General features: G+C 71.5%; 15 protein-coding genes. 4 read left to right on the top strand and 11 right to left on the bottom strand.

Annotated elements, in window-relative coordinates; genetic code table 11:
* Positions 1 to 23: 23 nt before the first annotated feature.
* The 8 genes from MLGJGCBP_RS30300 to MLGJGCBP_RS30265 form a co-directional block, all read right to left on the bottom strand.
* Entirely contained in the window at positions 24 to 725 is a 702-nt protein-coding gene (locus tag MLGJGCBP_RS30300; protein WP_087561278.1) for a thioesterase II family protein, read from the bottom strand.
* Positions 726 to 729: 4 nt separating this feature from the next.
* Positions 730 to 5028 (bottom strand): type I polyketide synthase, encoded by a 4299-nt coding sequence (locus tag MLGJGCBP_RS30295; protein ID WP_160100268.1) that lies wholly within the window; start codon positions 5026 to 5028, stop codon positions 730 to 732.
* A complete protein-coding gene (locus MLGJGCBP_RS30290) occupies positions 5025 to 5312 on the bottom strand; it encodes an acyl carrier protein (protein ID WP_160100266.1) in 288 nt (95 codons plus the stop codon). The genes MLGJGCBP_RS30295 and MLGJGCBP_RS30290 overlap by 4 nt, the downstream gene beginning before the upstream one ends.
* Before the next feature lie 26 nt (positions 5313 to 5338).
* The gene (locus MLGJGCBP_RS30285; RefSeq protein WP_160100264.1) at positions 5339 to 7084 is read right to left on the bottom strand and encodes a fatty acyl-AMP ligase; all 1746 of its coding nucleotides are present in this window, start codon (positions 7082 to 7084) and stop codon (positions 5339 to 5341) included.
* 119 nt (positions 7085 to 7203) lie between these two features.
* Complete coding sequence (locus MLGJGCBP_RS30280) at positions 7204 to 7731, bottom strand: hypothetical protein (RefSeq protein WP_160100262.1); 528 nt, start codon at positions 7729 to 7731, stop codon at positions 7204 to 7206.
* A complete protein-coding gene (locus MLGJGCBP_RS30275) occupies positions 7728 to 8309 on the bottom strand; it encodes a hypothetical protein (RefSeq protein ID WP_160100260.1) in 582 nt (193 codons plus the stop codon). Before MLGJGCBP_RS30275 ends, MLGJGCBP_RS30280 begins: the two co-directional genes overlap by 4 nt.
* 59 nt (positions 8310 to 8368) lie before the next feature.
* Positions 8369 to 9079: a TVP38/TMEM64 family protein gene (locus tag MLGJGCBP_RS30270; RefSeq protein WP_268960785.1), complete on the bottom strand. Its 711-nt coding sequence runs from the start codon at positions 9077 to 9079 to the stop codon at positions 8369 to 8371.
* A 49-nt stretch (positions 9080 to 9128) separates the two neighbouring features.
* A complete protein-coding gene (locus MLGJGCBP_RS30265) occupies positions 9129 to 9947 on the bottom strand; it encodes a PaaI family thioesterase (protein WP_160100256.1) in 819 nt (272 codons plus the stop codon).
* A gap of 117 nt (positions 9948 to 10064) precedes the next feature.
* Between MLGJGCBP_RS30265 and MLGJGCBP_RS30260 the strand changes: the two genes are divergently transcribed.
* From MLGJGCBP_RS30260 to meaB, 3 genes are read left to right on the top strand one after another with little or no spacing between them, the layout of a single operon-like run.
* Entirely contained in the window at positions 10065 to 11981 is a 1917-nt protein-coding gene (locus tag MLGJGCBP_RS30260) for a methylmalonyl-CoA mutase family protein (RefSeq protein ID WP_160100254.1), read from the top strand.
* On the top strand, positions 11978 to 14242 hold the full coding sequence (gene scpA, locus MLGJGCBP_RS30255; RefSeq protein ID WP_160100252.1) for a methylmalonyl-CoA mutase: 2265 nt from the start codon (positions 11978 to 11980) through the stop codon (positions 14240 to 14242). Before MLGJGCBP_RS30260 ends, scpA begins: the two co-directional genes overlap by 4 nt.
* 1 nt (position 14243) lies before the next feature.
* Positions 14244 to 15248, top strand: coding sequence for a methylmalonyl Co-A mutase-associated GTPase MeaB (gene meaB, locus MLGJGCBP_RS30250; RefSeq protein ID WP_087561288.1), 1005 nt, complete (start codon positions 14244 to 14246; stop codon positions 15246 to 15248).
* Here meaB and MLGJGCBP_RS30245 read toward each other — a convergent pair.
* Both MLGJGCBP_RS30245 and MLGJGCBP_RS30240 read right to left on the bottom strand, forming a co-directional pair.
* Positions 15237 to 16268, bottom strand: coding sequence for a nucleoside hydrolase (locus MLGJGCBP_RS30245; RefSeq protein ID WP_160100250.1), 1032 nt, complete (start codon positions 16266 to 16268; stop codon positions 15237 to 15239). The two genes, meaB and MLGJGCBP_RS30245, sit on opposite strands and share 12 nt — an antisense overlap.
* Positions 16265 to 16732 carry an OsmC family protein gene (locus MLGJGCBP_RS30240; protein ID WP_160100248.1) on the bottom strand — a complete coding sequence of 156 codons (468 nt, stop codon included), beginning with the start codon at positions 16730 to 16732 and terminating at the stop codon, positions 16265 to 16267. The genes MLGJGCBP_RS30245 and MLGJGCBP_RS30240 overlap by 4 nt, the downstream gene beginning before the upstream one ends.
* Positions 16733 to 16822: 90 nt before the next feature.
* On the opposite strand from MLGJGCBP_RS30240, the gene MLGJGCBP_RS30235 reads away from it, so the two are divergent.
* The gene (locus MLGJGCBP_RS30235) at positions 16823 to 17452 is read left to right on the top strand and encodes a maleylpyruvate isomerase family mycothiol-dependent enzyme (RefSeq protein ID WP_160100246.1); all 630 of its coding nucleotides are present in this window, start codon (positions 16823 to 16825) and stop codon (positions 17450 to 17452) included.
* Positions 17453 to 17573: 121 nt separating this feature from the next.
* Here MLGJGCBP_RS30235 and MLGJGCBP_RS30230 read toward each other — a convergent pair whose 3' ends face one another.
* On the bottom strand, positions 17574 to 18434 hold the full coding sequence (locus MLGJGCBP_RS30230) for a 3-methyladenine DNA glycosylase (RefSeq protein ID WP_160100244.1): 861 nt from the start codon (positions 18432 to 18434) through the stop codon (positions 17574 to 17576).
* Between the last annotated feature and the right edge of the window lie 3 nt (positions 18435 to 18437).

Here is an 18437-nt window from a genome sequence, read left to right as displayed (position 1 = left end):
CACCCCGCCTGTTCTGACGCCGCCTACCCGGCCGCGGCGTAGCGGCGCAGCAACGGCCGGAGCACCCGGAAGAGCTGTTCGGGTGCGTGGTCGAGGTAGAAGTGATCGCCCGCCAGGAGGTGCACCCCGGACAGCCGGGTGGTGTGCCGATCCCAGGCACGTAGTTCCCGCTCGCCGACCAGCGGATCGGAGTCCCCGCCGAACACGTGCGCCGGGCAGGTGAGCGGCGGGTCTGCGGCGTCGCGGTAGCCGGTGCACAGGCGCAGATCGTCCCGCAGCGCGGGAAGATGGTGGGCCGGGAACTCCGGCAGGTCCGGGAGGCCGGCGGGAACACCCCCGGCGGCGCGCAGCATCGCGATCAGGGTCGCGTCGTCCAGGTCGTCGACCGGCGGCAGCGGCGCGGGCAGGTGCGGGGCTGCGTACCCGGACAGCAGCAGCGCCCGCGGGAGAGGGCGACCGGTCGCGCGTCGACGGCACGCGAGCCGGTACGCCACCAGCGCCCCCATGCTGTGCCCGAAGAACACGTGCGGCGCCGTGAGCTGTTCGTCGAGTTCGCAGTCGAGTGCGGCGACGAGGGATTCGACGTCGGTGAACCCGGCCCTGCCTCCGCGCCCGGGCAGGTGCACCGGCCGCACCGACACGTGCGGGTTCAGGGCGCGGTGCCAGTGCCGGTACGTCGTGGGCCCGCCGCCGGCGTGCGGGAAGCAGAACAGCTGGAGCGGCATGGCGTTACGCGGCCGCGGCGAGCGCGGCGAATTCCTCGGCGAGAGCCGCCACGGTGGACCGGATCTGGTCCTCGGTGTGGCAGGAGGTGACGAAGAAGCGCAACCGCGCGAGGTTCTCCGGCACCGCCGGGTAGAGGATCGGGTTGACGTTGATGCCGCGCCGGAGCAGCGCGCCCGACAGCGCGAGGGTGCGCTGCGAATCCCCGACGATGCAGGGGATGACCGGGGTGTCCCGGCTGTCCCCGGTGTCGATTCCGGCGTCCGCGGCGAGTTGCAGGAAGAGCCGGGAGTTGCGACGCAACCGGTCGAGGGCGTCGGGTTCGGCGCGCATCTGCCGGATCGCCGCGAGGGACGCCGCGGCATTCATCGGCGTCATCCCGACGCTGTAGACGAAGCCGGGCGTCGTGTACTTCAGGAAACGGATGAGTTCGGCGCTGCCCGCGACGTAGCCGCCGCAGCCGGCCAGCGCCTTCGACGTCGTGCCCGACCACAATTCCACATCGCCGCGGTCGACGCCGAAGTGCTCGCCGATGCCGCCGCCGGTGGCGCCGAGCACTCCGATGCTGTGGGCCTCGTCGATCATCATCAGCGCCTGGTGCTTCTTCTTCACCGCGATCATCGCGGGCAGGTCCGGGATGTCGCCGTCCTGGCTGTAGACGCCCTCGATGAGAACGAGGACCCGCCGGTACTGTGAGCGGATCGCGGTGAGCAGGGCATCGAGTGCGGCATGGTCGTTGTGCGGGAACGGCCGCCGGGTGGCGCCGGACAGTGCGCAGCCCTGCAGGATGCTGTCGTGCGCGAGGCTGTCGTGGACGACGAGGTCACCCTCCCCGAGGAGGTGGCCGATGACCGTGACGTTGGTGGCGTGCCCGCTGACCAGGGCGATGGCGTCGTCGGTTCCCAGCAGCCCGGCCAGTGCGGCCTCGAGTTCGCGGTGCACCGGTTTCTCCCCGGACAGCACGCGGCTGGCCGAGCAGGAGCTGCCGTACCGGGCGACCGCGTCCTGGACCGCGGAGACGACGGCCGGGTGCCCGGACATGCCGAGGTAGTTGTAGCTGGAGAAGTTGAGAACCTCCTCGCCGCCGATCGTCGACGTGTCCCGGGTGACGCCGTCATTGACGAGGAAGTACGGGTTGGTGACGCCGAGCCCCTCGGCGGCGGTCAGCCGTGCGTCGAGCGCCTGCACCTCCGGGAAGTCGGCGATGCGGAACTCGGGTGCCACCGCCGGTTCCGGATTCGGGACGGGCGCCACGGTGCGCGGCGACCCGGGGATACGGTGCGCCGTGACGCGGTCGATCACCTCGCCGAGCGTGCGGCCCGGTGTGAACCAGTCCGGTTCGACGACGAGCCCGGGGAAGGCGCGGCGCAACCCGCCGAACAGGTCGGTGATCATGATCGAGTCGAATCCGAGGTCGCCGGCGATCGTCTGCGTCGCCGTCAGCGCGGCCGCGGGAAATCCGCTGACCCGTGCGACTTCCGCGCGCACCCGGGCCGCGGTGTCGCCGGTCGCCGCCGCGTGACCCGGCCCGGTGTCCGGCGGCGACGCCGGGGCGGACAGGACCGTCCCGGGGACCCCGGCGGCGGCAGCGAGTACGGCGGCCTGCTCCCGGAAGAGGGCGATCAGATGGTCCATGGTGGTGTCCTCGGTCTCTGCAGTGACAGTGGGTTCGGCTGTGACGGTGGGTACTGCGGGTTCGGTGGGTGCGTCCTCGGGTGTCCAGAAGCGGGCGGTGGTCGCGAACGGGTAGCCGCGCAGTCGCCGGCGGACCCGGGCGCCCGGCTCGTACAGCGCATCCCACGCCGGGTCGTGGCCGTCCCGGTACAGGGCGGCGACGGTAGCGGGAAGCTCGTCGCCGGTGGCGGCCGGGCCGGGGCACGGCGCCAGGTGCCGCGCCGGCGAGCCCGGATGGGCGCGGGCGGTCAGCGACAACAGGATTCGTGCGGGGCCCACCTCGATCAGGTGGGTCGGATCGCAGGCCAGGGCGGCCGCGGTAGCGTCTGCGAACCGCACGGTCGCCGTGATGTGGTCGGTCCAGTAGGCCGCGTCCATCGGTTCGCCGACGTCGAGGAGCCGACCGCGGGTGGTCGAGAAGATCGGGATCTCGGCCGGGCTGTACGTGCAGGCGGCGGCGACCTCCGCGAACGCGTCCCGGATCGGCGCCATCGCGGGGGAGTGGAAGGCGTGCGAGACGGTGAGCCGGCGGACGGGGACTCCGGCCGCGGTCAGCGCGGCGCCGATCCGGTCGACCGCGTCTGCCGCCCCGGACAGCACCACGTCCCGCGGCCCGTTCACCGCCGCCAGTGCGGCCGCGGGTTCGCCGGCGAGCAGGCCGGCGACGTCGTCCGCGGTGGCCCGTACCGCCAGCATCGTGCCGCCGGCGGGCAGTTGCTGCATGAGCCGTCCCCGCGCGACGATCAGCCGGCACGCGTCGTCGAGGCCGAACACGCCGGCGTGCGCCGCGGCCGCGTATTCGCCGACGCTGTGACCGAGCAGCCACGCCGGTTCGATGCCCAGTTCCCCGAGCGTCCGGGCCAGCGCGTATTCGACCGCGAACAGGGCGGGCTGCGCGAACTCGGTGCGGTGGATCTCGTCGCCGGCACCGAACAGCACGTCCCGGACCGAGCGGCCCAGATGCGGCGTCATCCGTTCGTCCACGTCCGACAACGCCCGCCGGTACGCGCCGTGGTTCTCGTGCAGGGCTAGGGACATTCCCGGGTACTGCGCGCCCTGACCGGTGAAGAACCAGCCGACGCTGGCGGGGCGGGCCGTCCCGGACAGCGACTCGAGCAGGTGTTCGTCACCGGCCGCCGCGCGCAGCGTCGCGGCGGCCTCGTTCCGGTCGTGGGCGGGGAGCGCGAGACGGTGACGCCCGGATGCCTTGACCGTGTTGGTGCTCCAGCACACCCGGCCCAGTTCGGCGTCGGTGTGGGCGAGCAGGTCGTCGGCCAGGGCGGCGGCGCTGCGGGCGAGGCCGTCCCGGTCGTTCGACGACACGGTGAGCACGCCGCCACCGGTGCTCGCCGCGGGCGGGTCGCCGGCGGGTGCCGCGGCCAGCAGCAGGTGGGCGTTGGTGCCGCCGAGGCCGAAACTGCTGACGGCGCCGTGCACGTCGCCGCCGGGTAGTGGCATCGGCTCGGACAGGATCTGAAGACCGTTGTCCGCCAACCGGAGTCGCGGGTTGACTTCGGCCGCGCCGCGGCTGGGCGGCACCACCCGGTGGTGCAGCGCCAGGGCTGCCTTGATCAGTCCGGCCACCCCGGCCGCGCCCTCGGTGTGACCGAGATTGCCCTTGATCGACCCGATCGCGCACGGCTGCGGGCGGGGCACCGCGTGGACGTGACCGAGGGCCTTGATCTCGATCATGTCGCCGAGCACCGTCCCGGTGCCGTGCGCCTCCACGAACGCGACCTGTGCGGGCGTGACACCCGCACGCTGGTACGCCTTTTCGACGACCTGCTGCTGTGCCCAGCGGTTGGGGGCGGTGATCCCGTTGCTGCGGCCGTCGTTGTTGACGGCGCTGCCCGTGATCACGGCGTAGATCGGCAGGCCCTCCGCCTGCGCGTCCGCGAGCCGGCGCAACACGAGCACCGCGACACCCTCGCCGCGGCCGATTCCGTCGGCCGCCCCGCTGAACGGTTTGCACCGGCCGTCCGGCGCGGACAGCCCGGCCTGCGTGTAGAAGACGTTCACCGTGGGGGTCAGCGTGAGATTGACGCCCCCGGCGAGGGCCTGGTCGCAGTCCAGGGACCGCAGCGCCGCGCAGGCCAGGTGCACCGCGACGAGCGACGACGAGCAGGCGGTGTCGATCGCCATGCTCGGGCCCTGCAGGTTCAGCTGATAGGACACCCGGTTGGCGGTCATGAAATAGCCGTTGCCGCTGCCGAGTTGCGGAGTGATGCGCGGCAGGTCGCGCATCTGGAGACTCCACTCGTTGGCCATGACGCCGACGTACACGCCGGTGTTCGAACCGGCCTGGGCCCGCGGATCGAGTGCGGCGTCCTCGAACGCCCGCCACGCCGACTGCAGCAGCAGCCGCTGTTGCGGGTCCATCGCCGCGGCCTCGCGGGGTGCGATGCCGAAGAAGTCGTGGTCGAAGGCGTCCGCGTCGGCGAGGAATCCGCCGCTGCGGTTGTTGACCGAGCCGGGACCACCGGCGGCGTCGAACACGGTGTCCGCGTTCCACCGTCCGGCGGGGACGTCGGTGATGCCGTCGCCGCCGCCCATCAGCAGCGTCCACAACGCGGTGACGTCGGGGGCCTGCGGGAAACGGCAGTCGAGGCCCACGATTGCGACGTCGGTCATGAGGCCTTCCGTTGCCGCAGTGTGGTTTCGGCGACGACGAAGACGGCCAGCTCGGCGATCGTCGGATAGTCGAACACCACGGTCGGATCGAGTTCGAGGTCCCACCGGTCCTCGATCTCGCCGCACAGGCTCACCGCGGACACCGATTCGATTCCCAGCTCGGCGAGGGGGAGGTGCGGATCGACGTCGCGCACCGGCCGTTCGGTGTGGTCGGCGACCCGGCCTGCGAGCCAGCCGATGACGGGGGCGAGGTCGCGGCGGGTGATCTGCTGGGGGACGGGCATCGGGTTCTCCTGGTCGGTGATCGGGGTCAGGCGGGCACGGCGGTGGTGGTCCGGAGGCGCTGCACCGCCGGGTCGATGTCCTCGTGCAGGACGGCGTCGACGCGGGACCGGAGGAACGAGGCGCGCATCGATCTGCGCTGGACCTTCCCGCTGGTGGTGCGGTGCACGCCGCGGCGGTCGACCAGCACCACGCTCGGCGCGTGGACGTCGAAGGTCCGGGCGACGCAGAGCCTGATCCGGCGGGCGAGTGCGGGCAGTGTCAGGTCGTCGATCAGCGCGGTCCTGACCTCGTGGATCACCAGCAGCCGCTCGTGCTGCCCGGTGTCGAGCGAGAACACCACCCCGGCGGAACCGGTGAGCGCCGGATGCAGGTCCCGCACGGCCTCCTCGACGTCCTGCGGGTACAGGTTTCGGCCGTTGACGATCAGCAGGTCCTTCAGGCGGCCGGTGACGTAGAGGTGCCCGTCGTCGAACACCCCGAGGTCGCCGGTGCGCAGGTACGGTCCGTCGCCGTCGAGGGTGGCGTGGAACTTCTCCGCGGTCTCGTCGGGCCTATTCCAGTAGCCGGCGGCGACGCTGCCGCCGGAGATCCAGATCTCCCCGACCCAGCCGGGCGGTTGCTCCCGGCCGGTGTCCGGGTCGACGATGCGGATGTCGCACCCGAACGGCCTGCCGCTGCCGGCCAGCCGGGCGCCGCCGGCCTTCGGGGCCAGCTCGTGGCCCTCCAGCGCGGCCGCGTCGACATCGAGATATCTCGGGGCGCAGCCGACCTCGCTCGCGGTGGCGAGCAGCGTCGCCTCGGCCATGCCGTACGCGGTCAGGAAGGCGCCCGCCCGGAAGCCGACGGGCCCGAGCCGGTCGATCACGGCGTCGAGGGTGCGGGGCCGGATGGGTTCGGCCCCGTTCAGGGCCACCCGCACCGAGGACAGATCCAGTCCGGCCAGTTGGTCGTCGGGTATCCGGCGGGCGACGAGGTCGTACGCGAAGTTCGGGCCGAGGGTCATGTCGGCGCGGTACCGGTCGATCAGCTGCAACCAGCGCACCGGCCGTTTGAGGAAGGCCGTCGGCGACATGAACGCGAGGTTGCCGCCGGCGTAGAGCGGCGACAGCAGCATGCCGATCAGGCCCATGTCGTGGAAGTGCGGGAGCCAGCCGGCGACGGTCACCGTGTCGTCGCCACCGGTGGCGACGGCGATGGCGGCCGCGTTGTGCAGCAGGTTTCCGTGGGTCACCATCACGCCCTTCGGTTCGCTGGTGGAACCGGAGGTGTACTGGAGGAAGGCCAGGGTGCCCGCGTCGAGGACGGGCAGGCGCCAGCGGTCGGGGTGACCGAGTTCGGCGGTGTCGGTGGCGACGACGGAGACCGTGGCGTCGAGCCCGGACTCGCGGATCCAGCTGTCGAGCGGTTCGGCTACCGCGGACGTGGTGAGCACGAGGCGCACGTCGGCGTCCGCGAACATCGTTGCGACCCGCTGCATGCTGCGCGCGTCGTGCGGGACCGGGGCGGGCACGGCGACCACCCCGGCGTAGAGGCATCCGAGAAACGCGCGGAGGAAGTCGATTCCGTCGACGTACAGCAGCATCACCGGGTGTGCGGACTCGGGCCGCGTCGACAGCCACACCGCCAGCGCGCGGGCGTCGCGGTCCAGTTCGCGGTAGGTCACCGCCTCGGCGACGAGTTCCCGGCCGACCTCACGGTGGTAGACGTAGGACCGGTCGTCGCCGTACACGGCGACCTGGGCGCGGACGTGTGACACGAAATCGGTAGGCACGGATGTTCTCTCCCTCGGACTGGACGAGTACGACTCTCGTCCGCGCCGAGGCGGGAACCCAGCACCCCCAGGGCTGGTCTCGCGCACCCCCGGGGTGAAGGTTTCCGGACCCGGAGGGGTTACGTGATGAGGGCGCGTCCCGTTCCGCACACCGCGATCGCCCAGAGCACGCTGGTGAACGTGCCGATGATGAATTGTTCCGACGCGTGCGGTTCGCGCAGTTCCGGGTAGCGGGCCAGACCCTTGACCGCCAGGACGACGGCGATGCCCTCCGGCCAGGCGGCGAGGATCGAGACGGCGACGGCGGCACGCTCGAGGAGGCCGATGATCCGTCCGCCGCGCAGCGGGCCGGCGTCGGGCCGCGGGTCGGATCCGGCGTCGGGCTGGCGGCGCGCGATGCGGAACGCGGCCAGTACGAGGGGCGCCCCGCCGGTGGTCGCGGCTGCGACGCACAGGATGAGGGTCGCGGCGAGGGCGAACCCGGTGACCGGTGCGGCGGCGGACGCGGCGACCGCCGCGACGGCCAGGGCGAGCACGACCACGATCGGCGCCGCCCACTGCGACATCCAGCGGGGGGCTCGGGGTGCCGCGAGCACCAGCGGTGCGAGCGCGGCGACGCCGAGGGCGAGGAGGGCGAGGGTCGTCACGTGTCCGCCTTGCGTAGGAGTCGTTCGGCCAGTCGTCGTCCCGCGGTCTCGACGTGCCAGCCCGCGGTGGAGAGGCGTTGGGAGACGGCCTGCTTGCTGATGCCCAGCGCGCGGGCCGCTTCGGTCTGGGTGGCGCCGCGGCGCATCTGCTCGACGGCCTCGCGGCCCTCCTCGGTGCGGCGCGCGACGAGGACCGCGACGAGGGCGAGCGCGGTGTCCGCGTCGGCGGCGGCGTCCGGGTCGGTGCCCTCGACGGCCACCCGGCCGGGGGCGCTCTTGGCGCGGTCGACGGCGATCCGCGCGGACTCGAACGCGGGGCCGCGTCCGGCCCGGGTCTCGGCGGGGAGGGGTTCCTCGACGGGTCCGGCGCCGATGCCGATGCTCCAGTGTTCGCGGGCGACGAGGTCGAGGGCGAGGTCGACGACGGTCGCCGGGTCCGCGACGACGGCCTGGACCTCGTCGCCCGCGGTCCGCTGGAACGGGCGGACGAGGTCGCGGTTCGCGAATTCGGTGAGGAGTTGGGCGACACGGTCGAAGTCGCGGCGACTGCCGCGCTGGTCGACCGTCAACACGTACATGAGTCAAGGTTAGAAACTGGATATTTCAATGTCAAGACTCATAGCTTGACTTTGAGAGTTCAAGGCTGCGGGATTGACTCGTCCTCGGCGGGGCGGTCGACGGCCGGTTCCGGCGCCTCGTCGCCGGAACCGTCCAGCGGCCGCCGGGAATCCACCACCAGTCCGGCGATGCCGAGGGCGATACATACCGCGGACAGCACCAGAAGTCCCGGCTTCGTCTCCCCGGTGAGGGCGTCGCCGAGCACGACGATGCCGACGGTTCCGGGCAGCACACCGATCACGGTGGCCAGCACGTACGGGACCAGCCGGATCGAGGACACGCCGGCGCAGTAGTTCACCACGGAGAACGGGACGAACGCGATCAGCCGCAGGGACCCGACGGCGAGCCAGCCGCGCCGGGCGATCCGCTCGTCCACCCGCCGGATCGTCGGGTTGGAGATGCGCTGCCACACCACGTCCCGGCCGACGGCACGCACCAGGTAGAGGGCGAGCACCGCGCTCAGTGTCGAGGCCAGCACCGCGATCGCGATGCCCAGCCACGCGCCGAACAGCAATCCGGCACTGAGCGTGAACACCGTGCGGGGGAACGGGAACACCGTCACCACCGCGTGCACGGCGAAGAAGACGAGAGGGAACGCGGGACCGACGGAGTGCGCCCATTCCCGCACCTGCAGCACGGACGGATGCGGGGCCAGCAGCGCCACGACGACCAGCGCGACTGCCAGTACTGCGACGCCGATCACCCTGCGGTCCCCGAGGCGTCTCTTCACAGGGCACCAGGCTACCCGGGAGACCGGTGCGGGGCGCCGCGAGCGCCGGTCAGGGCAGGCGGCGGCGCCCGGTCACCGTCGCCTCGACGCAGACCCGCCCGCCCGACGTCCCGGCCACCCGGGTCGCCGCCACCGCGCGGCCCGCCCGGATCACGTCCGCGGTGAACGTCGTGTCGCAGTCCAGGGGAACCGAGCGGAAATAGTTGATCCGCACGGAGGCGGTGTCCATGTCCGCGCCCTGCCTGCTCAGGGCCGCGCTCGCCGCGAGGTCCATTGCGCAGGCCTGGACGCCGCCGTGCACGAACCCGAGTTTGTTCGCGATCAGCGGGTTCGCCGGCACCACCACCCGGGCACCGGCGTCCTCGATCCGCCCGCCGATCCAGTCGAGCGGCGCGACCCCCGGTTCCGGGAAGTCGGGAAGGGGCGCTCCGTCCGGCGCCGGCGCAGGCAGGTCCACGAAGTTGCCCCACAGGGTGCCGGTGGCGATCAGGGTGCCCGCCGCATCGTGGACGCTCGCGGTGGAGGTGCCGCCGTCGGCGGTGACCGCGAGGAGTCGGCTCTCCGCCCGCAGCGTCGGGCCCTGCCACCGCCGGGGCGTGACGACGTCCATCGACAACTCGGCCGTGACCAGGCCGTCGCGTGTTCCGCGCCGGTCCCACACGGTGAATCCGAGGAGGTCGTCGAGCAGCACGGCGAGGACGCCGCCGTAGGAGATGTCGGCGGTCTTCGCGGCGAGCGCGGAGATGTCCATGCTCATACGATTGAGTGGTTCGCCGCGGTCGTCGACGTCCCGGGTCGGTGCACCGAGCCCGAACAGCCGCTGGGTGTTCGTGCGACCGGTCACCGCCGGTTCGTGCGCAATGCTCATGACCTGAGGTTATTCATCGTGTGGTGATCCTCACGATAGGGGGCGCCGAACTGCGGCTAGCATCACAGTCACACAACGTATTGATCGATCGCTCATCAGGGAGAGGAAGCCGACACCGTGTCACTAGCTTCAGAAACCGAGGAAGCTGCGCGGGCGTACGCCGACTGGCAGCACTCCGTGGCCGGAGTCCTCGCGAAGTCGCGTCGGATCGACGCCGCGGAACTCGGTCCGGAACCCCAGAAGCTCCTCGAGACCGTCACCTACGACGGTGTCACCGTCGCACCGCTGTACAGCCCCCGCGACGAGCGCCCGGAGCAGCCCCTGCCCGGCACCTTCCCTTACGTGCGCGGCGCCGACGCCACCCGCGACGTCAACGCCGGCTGGCTGGTCAGCGCCCGCTTCGGTGACGGCGCGGAGGCGGCGGACGTCAACCGCTCCGTCCTGGACTCCCTGGAGAACGGTGTCAGCGCCCTGTGGCTCGCCGTCGGCGGCGCCGACCTTCCCGTCCGGTCCCTGGAGACGGCCCTCGACGGTGTGCTCCTCGACCTGGCCCCGCTGACCCTCGACGCCGGCACCGACGCACCGCTCGCGGCGCGGGCGCTGTTCGCGCTGCTCGACGCGCGTGCCGCCGCCGGAGACGGGGTCACCGACCGCACCGCGGTGCGCGTCGACCTCGGGGCCGCACCGCTCACGAGCGCGTTCGCCGGCACCGCCGACGTGGAACTCGGTGACGCGGTGACCCTCGCCACCGAGTCCGCGGCCCGGTCCGAGAGCGTGCGGGCGATCGCCGTGGACGGCACCGCATTCCACGACGCCGGCGCCTCCGACGCCGAGGAACTCGGCGCGTCGATCGCGGCCGGTCTCGAGTACCTGCGGGTGCTCACCGCGAGCGGACTGACCATCGGGCAGGCGCTCGGGCAGCTCGGCTTCCGGTTCTCGGCCACCGACGACCAGTTCCAGACCATCGCCAAGTTCCGTGCCGCGCGGCTGGTGTGGGCGCGGATCGCCCAGGTGTGCGGCGCCTCCGACTTCGGTGGCGCCCCGCAGCACGCCGTCACGTCCGCCGCCATGATGGCGCAGCGCGACCCGTGGGTGAACATGCTCCGCACGACCCTCGCCGCGTTCGGTGCCGGTGTCGGCGGCGCGGACGCCGTCACGGTGCTGCCGTTCGACTCCGCGCTGCCCGCCGGGGCGCTGGGGGTGTCGAAGACCTTCGCCGCGCGCATCGCCCGCAACACCCAGCTGCTGCTGCTCGAGGAGTCGCACCTCGGCCGGGTGCTCGATCCCGCGGCCGGGTCCTGGTACGTCGAGGACCTCACCCAGCAGGTGGCGGCCAAGGCGTGGGAGTTCTTCCAGCAGATCGAGGCGGCCGGCGGCTACCTCGCCGCCCTCGACGCGGGCCTGATCGGCGAACGCATCTCTTCCACTCGCGCGCAACGTGATTCGGACATCGCGCACCGCAAGACCACGGTCACCGGGGTCAACGAGTTCCCGAACCTCGGCGAGGCCCCGCTGCCCGCGGGCGCCTCCGACATGGGCCGCGTCGCCCGGTACGCCGCCGCGTTCGAGGCGCTGCGGGACCGCTCCGACGCGTACCTGGCGGCCCACGGTGCGCGACCTGCCGTCTTCCTGGCCCCCCTCGGACCCGTCGCCGAGCACAACGTGCGGACCACGTTCAGCGCGAACCTGCTGGCGTCGGGTGGCATCGAGGCCCTCAACCCCGGACCCCTCGCGATCGGTGACGGCAGCATCGCCGCCGCCGCGAAGGATTCCGGCGCCGGGATCGCCGTGATCTGCGGTACCGACAAGCGGTACGCCGCCGAGGCCACGGCCGCGGTGGAGGAACTGCGCGCCGCCGGAATCGGCACCGTGCTGCTCGCCGGCCCGGAGAAGGTCGTCGCCGACGCGGACGGCGCCGCCCGGCCCGACGGATTCGTCACCGCCCGCATCGACGCAGTCTCGGTCCTGTCCGGCCTGCTCGACACCATCGAGAGCCCGAGCGACTCCTCGGGCGACACAGGGAGCAAGAAGTGACTACTCGCGAGGTCAAGCACGCGATCGGCAGCTTCGCCGAAGTGCCACTGGAGGATCCGCAGTCTCCGCAGCCGTCCGCTCCGACGCCGGAGCAGACGGACGAGCTGATCGCGTCCGCCGCGGCGGCGAACCACTACAGCCCGGAACAGGTGGTGTGGTCCACCCCCGAGGGCATCGACGTCAAACCGGTCTACACCAAGGCCGACCGGGACGCCGCCGAGGCCGAGGGCTACCCGCTCGGCAGTTTCCCGGGCGCCGCACCGTTCGTGCGCGGGCCGTACCCCACCATGTACGTGAACCAGCCGTGGACGATCCGCCAGTACGCGGGCTTCTCCACCGCCGCCGAATCCAACGCCTTCTACCGCCGCAACCTCGCGGCCGGGCAGAAGGGTCTGTCGGTGGCGTTCGACCTGGCCACGCACCGCGGCTACGACTCCGACCACCCGCGCGTGCAAGGCGACGTCGGCATGGCCGGGGTGGCGATCGACTCGATCCTGGACATGCGTCAGCTGTTCGACCACATCCCGCTCGACAGTGTCAGCGTCTCGATGACCATGAACGGTGCGGTGTTGCCGATCCTCGCGCTGTACGTCGTGGCCGCCGAGGAGCAGGGTGTCGCCCCGGAGCAGCTGGCCGGAACCATTCAGAACGACATTCTGAAGGAGTTCATGGTCCGCAACACCTACATCTACCCGCCGAAGCCGTCGATGCGGATCATCTCCGACATCTTCGCGTACACCAGCGCGAAGATGCCGAAGTTCAACTCGATCTCCATCTCCGGCTACCACATCCAGGAAGCCGGAGCCACCGCCGACCTGGAGTTGGCGTACACCCTCGCGGACGGTGTCGAATACATCCGCGCCGGCCTCGATGCGGGCATGGAGATCGACAAGTTCGCGCCGCGGCTGTCGTTCTTCTGGGCGATCGGCATGAACTTCTTCATGGAGGTCGCGAAGCTCCGCGCCGGCCGCCTGCTGTGGAGTGAACTGGTCGCGAAGTTCGAACCGAAGTCCGCGAAATCGTTGTCGCTGCGCACCCACTCGCAGACGTCCGGCTGGTCGCTGACCGCGCAGGACGTGTACAACAACGTGGCCCGCACGTGTGTCGAGGCGATGGCGGCGACGCAGGGGCACACCCAGTCGCTGCACACCAACGCACTCGACGAGGCCCTCGCCCTGCCGACGGACTTCTCCGCCCGCATCGCCCGCAACACCCAGTTGCTGCTGCAGCAGGAGTCGGGGACCGTCCGTCCCATCGACCCCTGGGGCGGTTCGCATTACGTCGAGTGGCTCACCCACCAGCTGGCGAACCGGGCGCGCGCGCACATCGCCGAGGTCGAAGAAGCCGGCGGCATGGCGCAGGCGATCAGCGAGGGCATCCCGAAGCTGCGCATCGAGGAGGCCGCGGCCCGCACTCAGGCCCGTATCGACTCCGGCCGGCAGCCGCTGATCGGCGTCAACAAGTACGTGCCGGACGAGGCCGACGAGATCGAGGTCCTCAAGGTCGAGAACTCGCGGGTCCGCAAGGAACAGCTCGAGAAGCTGGACCGGCTGCGCGCCGACCGGGATTCGGGAGCCGTCGAGGCGGCGCTCGCGGAACTGAGCCGCGCCGCCGCCGCCACCGAGGGTGGTATGGAGAACAATCTGCTGGCGCTGGCGATCGATGCGGCCCGGGCGAAGGCCACGGTCGGGGAGATCTCCGAGGCGCTGGAGAAGGTATACGGGCGTCACCAGGCCGAGATCCGCACCATCAGCGGGGTGTACCGGGACGAGGCCGGGAAGGTCGACAACATCAACAAGGCAACCGAACTCGTCGAGAAGTTCGCGGAGGAGGAGGGCCGGCGTCCCCGTGTCCTCATCGCGAAGATGGGGCAGGACGGTCACGACCGCGGCCAGAAGGTGATCGCCACGGCCTTCGCGGACATCGGATTCGACGTGGACGTCGGACCGCTGTTCCAGACCCCGGAAGAGGTCGCCAACCAGGCGGCCGACAACGACGTCCACGTGGTCGGTGTGTCGTCGCTGGCCGCAGGTCACCTCACGCTGGTGCCTGCGCTCCGGGAAGCACTCGCGGCGGTGGGACGCCCCGACATCATGATCGTGGTCGGTGGCGTCATCCCGCCCGGCGATTTTGCCGAACTGTACGAGGCCGGTGCCGCGGCGATCTTCCCGCCCGGGACGGTCATCGCGGACGCCGCCAGCGGTCTGCTCGAGAAGCTGGCCGCGCAGCTCGGCCACGACCTGACGGGCACCCCGGAATAGCATGGGGCGGCCTCCAGTCGACATCGATGCCCTCGCCCAGGCCGTGCGCGCCAATCAGCGCGCCGGCCTGGCGAAGGCCATCACCCTGGTCGAATCCACCCGCACCGATCACCGGGAGGCGGCGCAGCGGCTGCTGCTCGAGCTGCTGCCGGAGTCGGGGAAGGCGCACCGGGTCGGGATCACCGGGGTGCCCGGCGTCGGGAAGTCCACGTTCATCGATGCGCTCGGGATGCACCTGATCGGGCAGGGGCACCGGGTGGCGGTCCTGGCCGTCGACCCGTCGTCGACGCGCACCGGCGGGTCGATCCTGGGCGACAAGACGCGGATGGCGCGGCTGACCGTCGAGAAGGACGCCTACATCCGGCCGTCCCCGACGTCGGGGACCCTCGGCGGGGTCGCGAAGGCGACCCGCGAGACGATCGTGCTGCTCGAGGCGGCCGGTTTCGACGTGATCCTCGTCGAGACGGTCGGTGTCGGGCAGTCCGAGGTGACGGTCGCGAACATGGTGGACTGCTTCTGCTTCCTCACCCTGGCCCGCACCGGCGACCAGTTGCAGGGCATCAAGAAGGGTGTCCTCGAACTCGCCGACCTCGTCGCCGTGAACAAGGCGGACGGCAAGCACGAGCGGGAGGCGAAGGGCGCCGCCCGGGAGCTCGCCGGGGCGCTGCGCCTGATCTATCCGCACGACGCCGTCTGGACGCCTCCGGTGATCACGATGAGCGGTCTCGAGGGTGTCGGTCTCGAGGACTTCTGGAACACCGTCTGCAAGCACCGTGAGGTGCTGACCGCGGCCGGTCAGTTCGAGGAGAACCGGCGCCGCCAGCAGGTGGACTGGACGTGGACGATGGTCAACGACCAGCTGCTGCGCCGCCTCGCGTCGAACACGAGGGTCAAGGCGATCCGCGGCGACGTCGAACAGCGGGTGCGGGACGGGTCCCTGACGGCGGCGCTGGCCGCCGCCGAGATCCTCGACGCGTTCGACGGTACGGACTCCTCAGCCGACTGATTTCGCGAAGCGCCCGACCCGGTCGACGAGATCGTCGAAGAATGCGGCCGGGTCGGTGCTCACCGCGATGTCGACGTTGGGTTCCCGGTTCCAGTGGCCCACCCAGTCGGCGACCGTGGTGCCGCGGGTGAGGCGGCCGTGCAGTTCGACGTCGACGGTCGCGGGCCGGGTCCGGGTGATCGCCGGGTTCAGTGCCACGGCCGCCGCGAACGGGTCGTGCATGTGCGCGAGGAATCCCTGGTCGTGGGTGCGGTGGAAGTCCATGTAGAACCGGATGGCGTCGGACAGGTGCCGGATCACGGCGTTGCTCGCGGTCGAACGCACCTGCGGGCCGTCGTCGGGGGAGATGATCTCGGCGGGGGTGCTGCCGGCCGCCTCCGCGAGCCGCCGCACGTGGTCCGGTGTCATCTCGATCGTCTCGGTGACGTCCAGCCCGCACAGGATGGGACGCCTGCCCTCGGGGAGACCAGAGAAGGCGTCGAACACTTCCTTGGCCGCCTCGGGGTCCACCGACACGTTCCATTCGCTGGTGGGGGTGGTGTTGCCGGGGTGGTTGAACGCCCCGCCCATCACGACGAGGCGCCGCAGCAGCCGGGGCAGTTCCGGTTCCTCGCGGATCGCGAGGGCCAGGTTCGTCAGCGGCCCGGTCACCAGCCCGGTCAGCTCCCCGGGAGCGTCCCGGACCAGGTCCACCCACAGGGTTGTCGCGTCCCGCTCGGACAGCGACCGCCCGGACGCGGGCAGGACGGCGTACCCGATGCCCTGCGGTCCGTGCGTGTCCTCGGTGGTGCGCAGCGGACAGGTCAGCGGCACCCGGGCGCCGAGCGCCACCTCGACGTCCGGTGCCCCGCACAGTTCGAGCCAGTTCAGGTTGTTCACCGCGACCTGCTCGACGGGCACGTTGCCCGCGGTGCTGGCGATGCCCGCGATCTCGGCCTCCGGGCTGGCCAGCAGATACAGCAGGGCGAGGGAGTCGTCGATGCCGGTGTCGACGTCGACGATCAGCCGCTGCCCGCTCACGTCGTCACCACCGTCGGCCGGTGGTGCACGGGGAACGCGACCGACCGGGCGATGAAGCACTTCGCGTGCGCCCGGGCGTGCAGCGACTCGGCGCGTGCGGTCATCGCCGCCTCCGCGACGGTCACCGTGGGATGCAGCACCACCTCGGTGAATTCGCCTGACCCGTCCGGGTGTTCGACCACCGTGCCCGTCGGGTCGTCCCGGTAGTCGACGACGACCAAACCGGCCGCGGCGGCCAGACCCAGATACCAGAGCATGTGGCACTGCGACAGCGACGCGACGAGCAGTTCCTCCGGATTCCAGCGGGCGGTGTCGCCGCGGAACGACGGGTCCGCGCTGCCCGGCAGATCCGGTTTCCCGGCCGCCGCGATCACGTGGTCCCGGTCGTAGGTGTCCGGGCCCGACGTCCCCGCGCCGCGGTTGCCGGTCCAGGTGACCGTCAGCGTGTAGTCGTGTGTGCTCACCCGGCCATTCTTCACGGCCGCGCGATGAGTTTCGCGGGCGGGCACGGTCTGTTCACGTAGAGCATCACACGGCGACCGGAGGAGACGGACATGGCACGGGATACGGCACCGGACTGGGTCGCGGGGGAGCGGCGCGACCTGGCGTCGATGCTGGCGGGACTGACGCCGGAGCAATGGGATGCGCCGTCGCTGTGCGCGGGGTGGCGCACCCGGGAGGTGATCGCGCACATCACCATGCCGTACCGCCTGTCGACGCCGCGAATCCTGCTGAAGATGGTGAAGGCGCGCGGCAAATTCAACCGCATGTCGGACGCGCAGGCCCGCGAGGACGCTCGGACCCTGACCGCCGACGCGCTGCTGCGCACACTCGAGGAGAACGTCACGCACCCGTGGAAGCCGCCGGGCGGCGGCTTCGAGGGGGCACTGTCGCACGACGTGATCCACGGTCTCGACGTGTCGGTCGCGCTCGGCCTGGGCAGGCGGGTCCCGGACGACCGCCTCGACCGGGTCCTCGGCGGCGTCGGCCCGAAGCACGTGAAGTACTTCGGCGTCGACCTGACGGGCGTGCAGTTGACCGCGGACGATCGGGCCTGGACCTTCGGTGCGGGTGCGCCGCTGCGCGGTTCCGCCCAGGACCTGCTCCTCGTGCTGTGCGGTCGCCGATTGCCGCCGGGGCAGCTGAGCGGCGAACCGAGCGCACGGTTCACGGCGACGGGGTGAGCCCGGGCCAGGCGGGGGCGTCGCCGCCCCAGGGCCGGGCCGGGAAAGGGTAGTCGTCGAATTCGGCCAGGGCGGGCCGCGCCGTGACCAGGTCGCCGTGCGCGGTGAGGCAGCGGGGGAGTCACGGCCCCACGGCAGCGAGCAGCCGGCGGCACCGGTCGTGCAACGCGGCCCGCAGCGGGGCGGCGCGGGCGGCCAGCGCCGCCTGCTCCCGGACGTATTCGGCGCGGCCGTGCGGGGTCTCGATCGGGATCGGGGTGTAGCCGTACCCGCTGAGGTCGTACGGGCTGGCCCGCATGTCGAGTTCCCGTGCGGCGAGGGCCAGTTCGAAGCAGTCGACGGTCAGGTCCGAGTCGATCATCGGCGCCAGCTTGTAGCAGTACTTGTACAGATCCATGGACGCGTGCAAGCACCCCGGCTGCTCCCGCTCCAGCTGATCGGCCCGGGTCAGCGGCACACTGTTCCGCGGTTCGGCGGCCGGGGTGAAGAAGCGGTACGCGTCGTAGTGGGTGCAGCGCAGTTGCAGTGACTCCACCACGGAATCGGTGCCGCCCGCCCCGAGCCGCAGCGGCACACTGTCGTGCCGCACCTCCTCGGACCGGTAGACCATCGCCCACTCGTGCAGACCGAAGCAGGACAGGTGCGTGGGCCGCGCGGTGGTCGCCTCCATCAGTCGTGCGGTGAAGGCGACCGTGTCCGAGCGGCGCCGCAGGAACTCCGGGTCGACGGTGACCCCGGCGTCGGTGCGGTGATATCCGCGGAATTCGGCGTACTCGTCCCCGCCGGTGAGGACGGTGCCCCATCCGGCGTGCCAGCGGAGCAGTTGGTTCGGCCGGTAGCTGTAATACGTGAACAGGAAGTCGTTCACCGGGTGGCTCTCCCCGCGGTCGCGCCGCTCCACGTGCGGCCCGATCAGCGCGGACACCCTCGCCCGGTGCCGGTCGCGGCGAGGGATCCATTCCGACGCGTCCAGAACGTTCATCCG

Source organism: Rhodococcus sp. T7 (assembly GCF_009872365.1).
Taxonomy (GTDB): Bacteria; Actinomycetota; Actinomycetes; order Mycobacteriales; family Mycobacteriaceae; genus Rhodococcus_F.
This window is presented reverse-complemented; position numbering and strand designations above follow the sequence as displayed.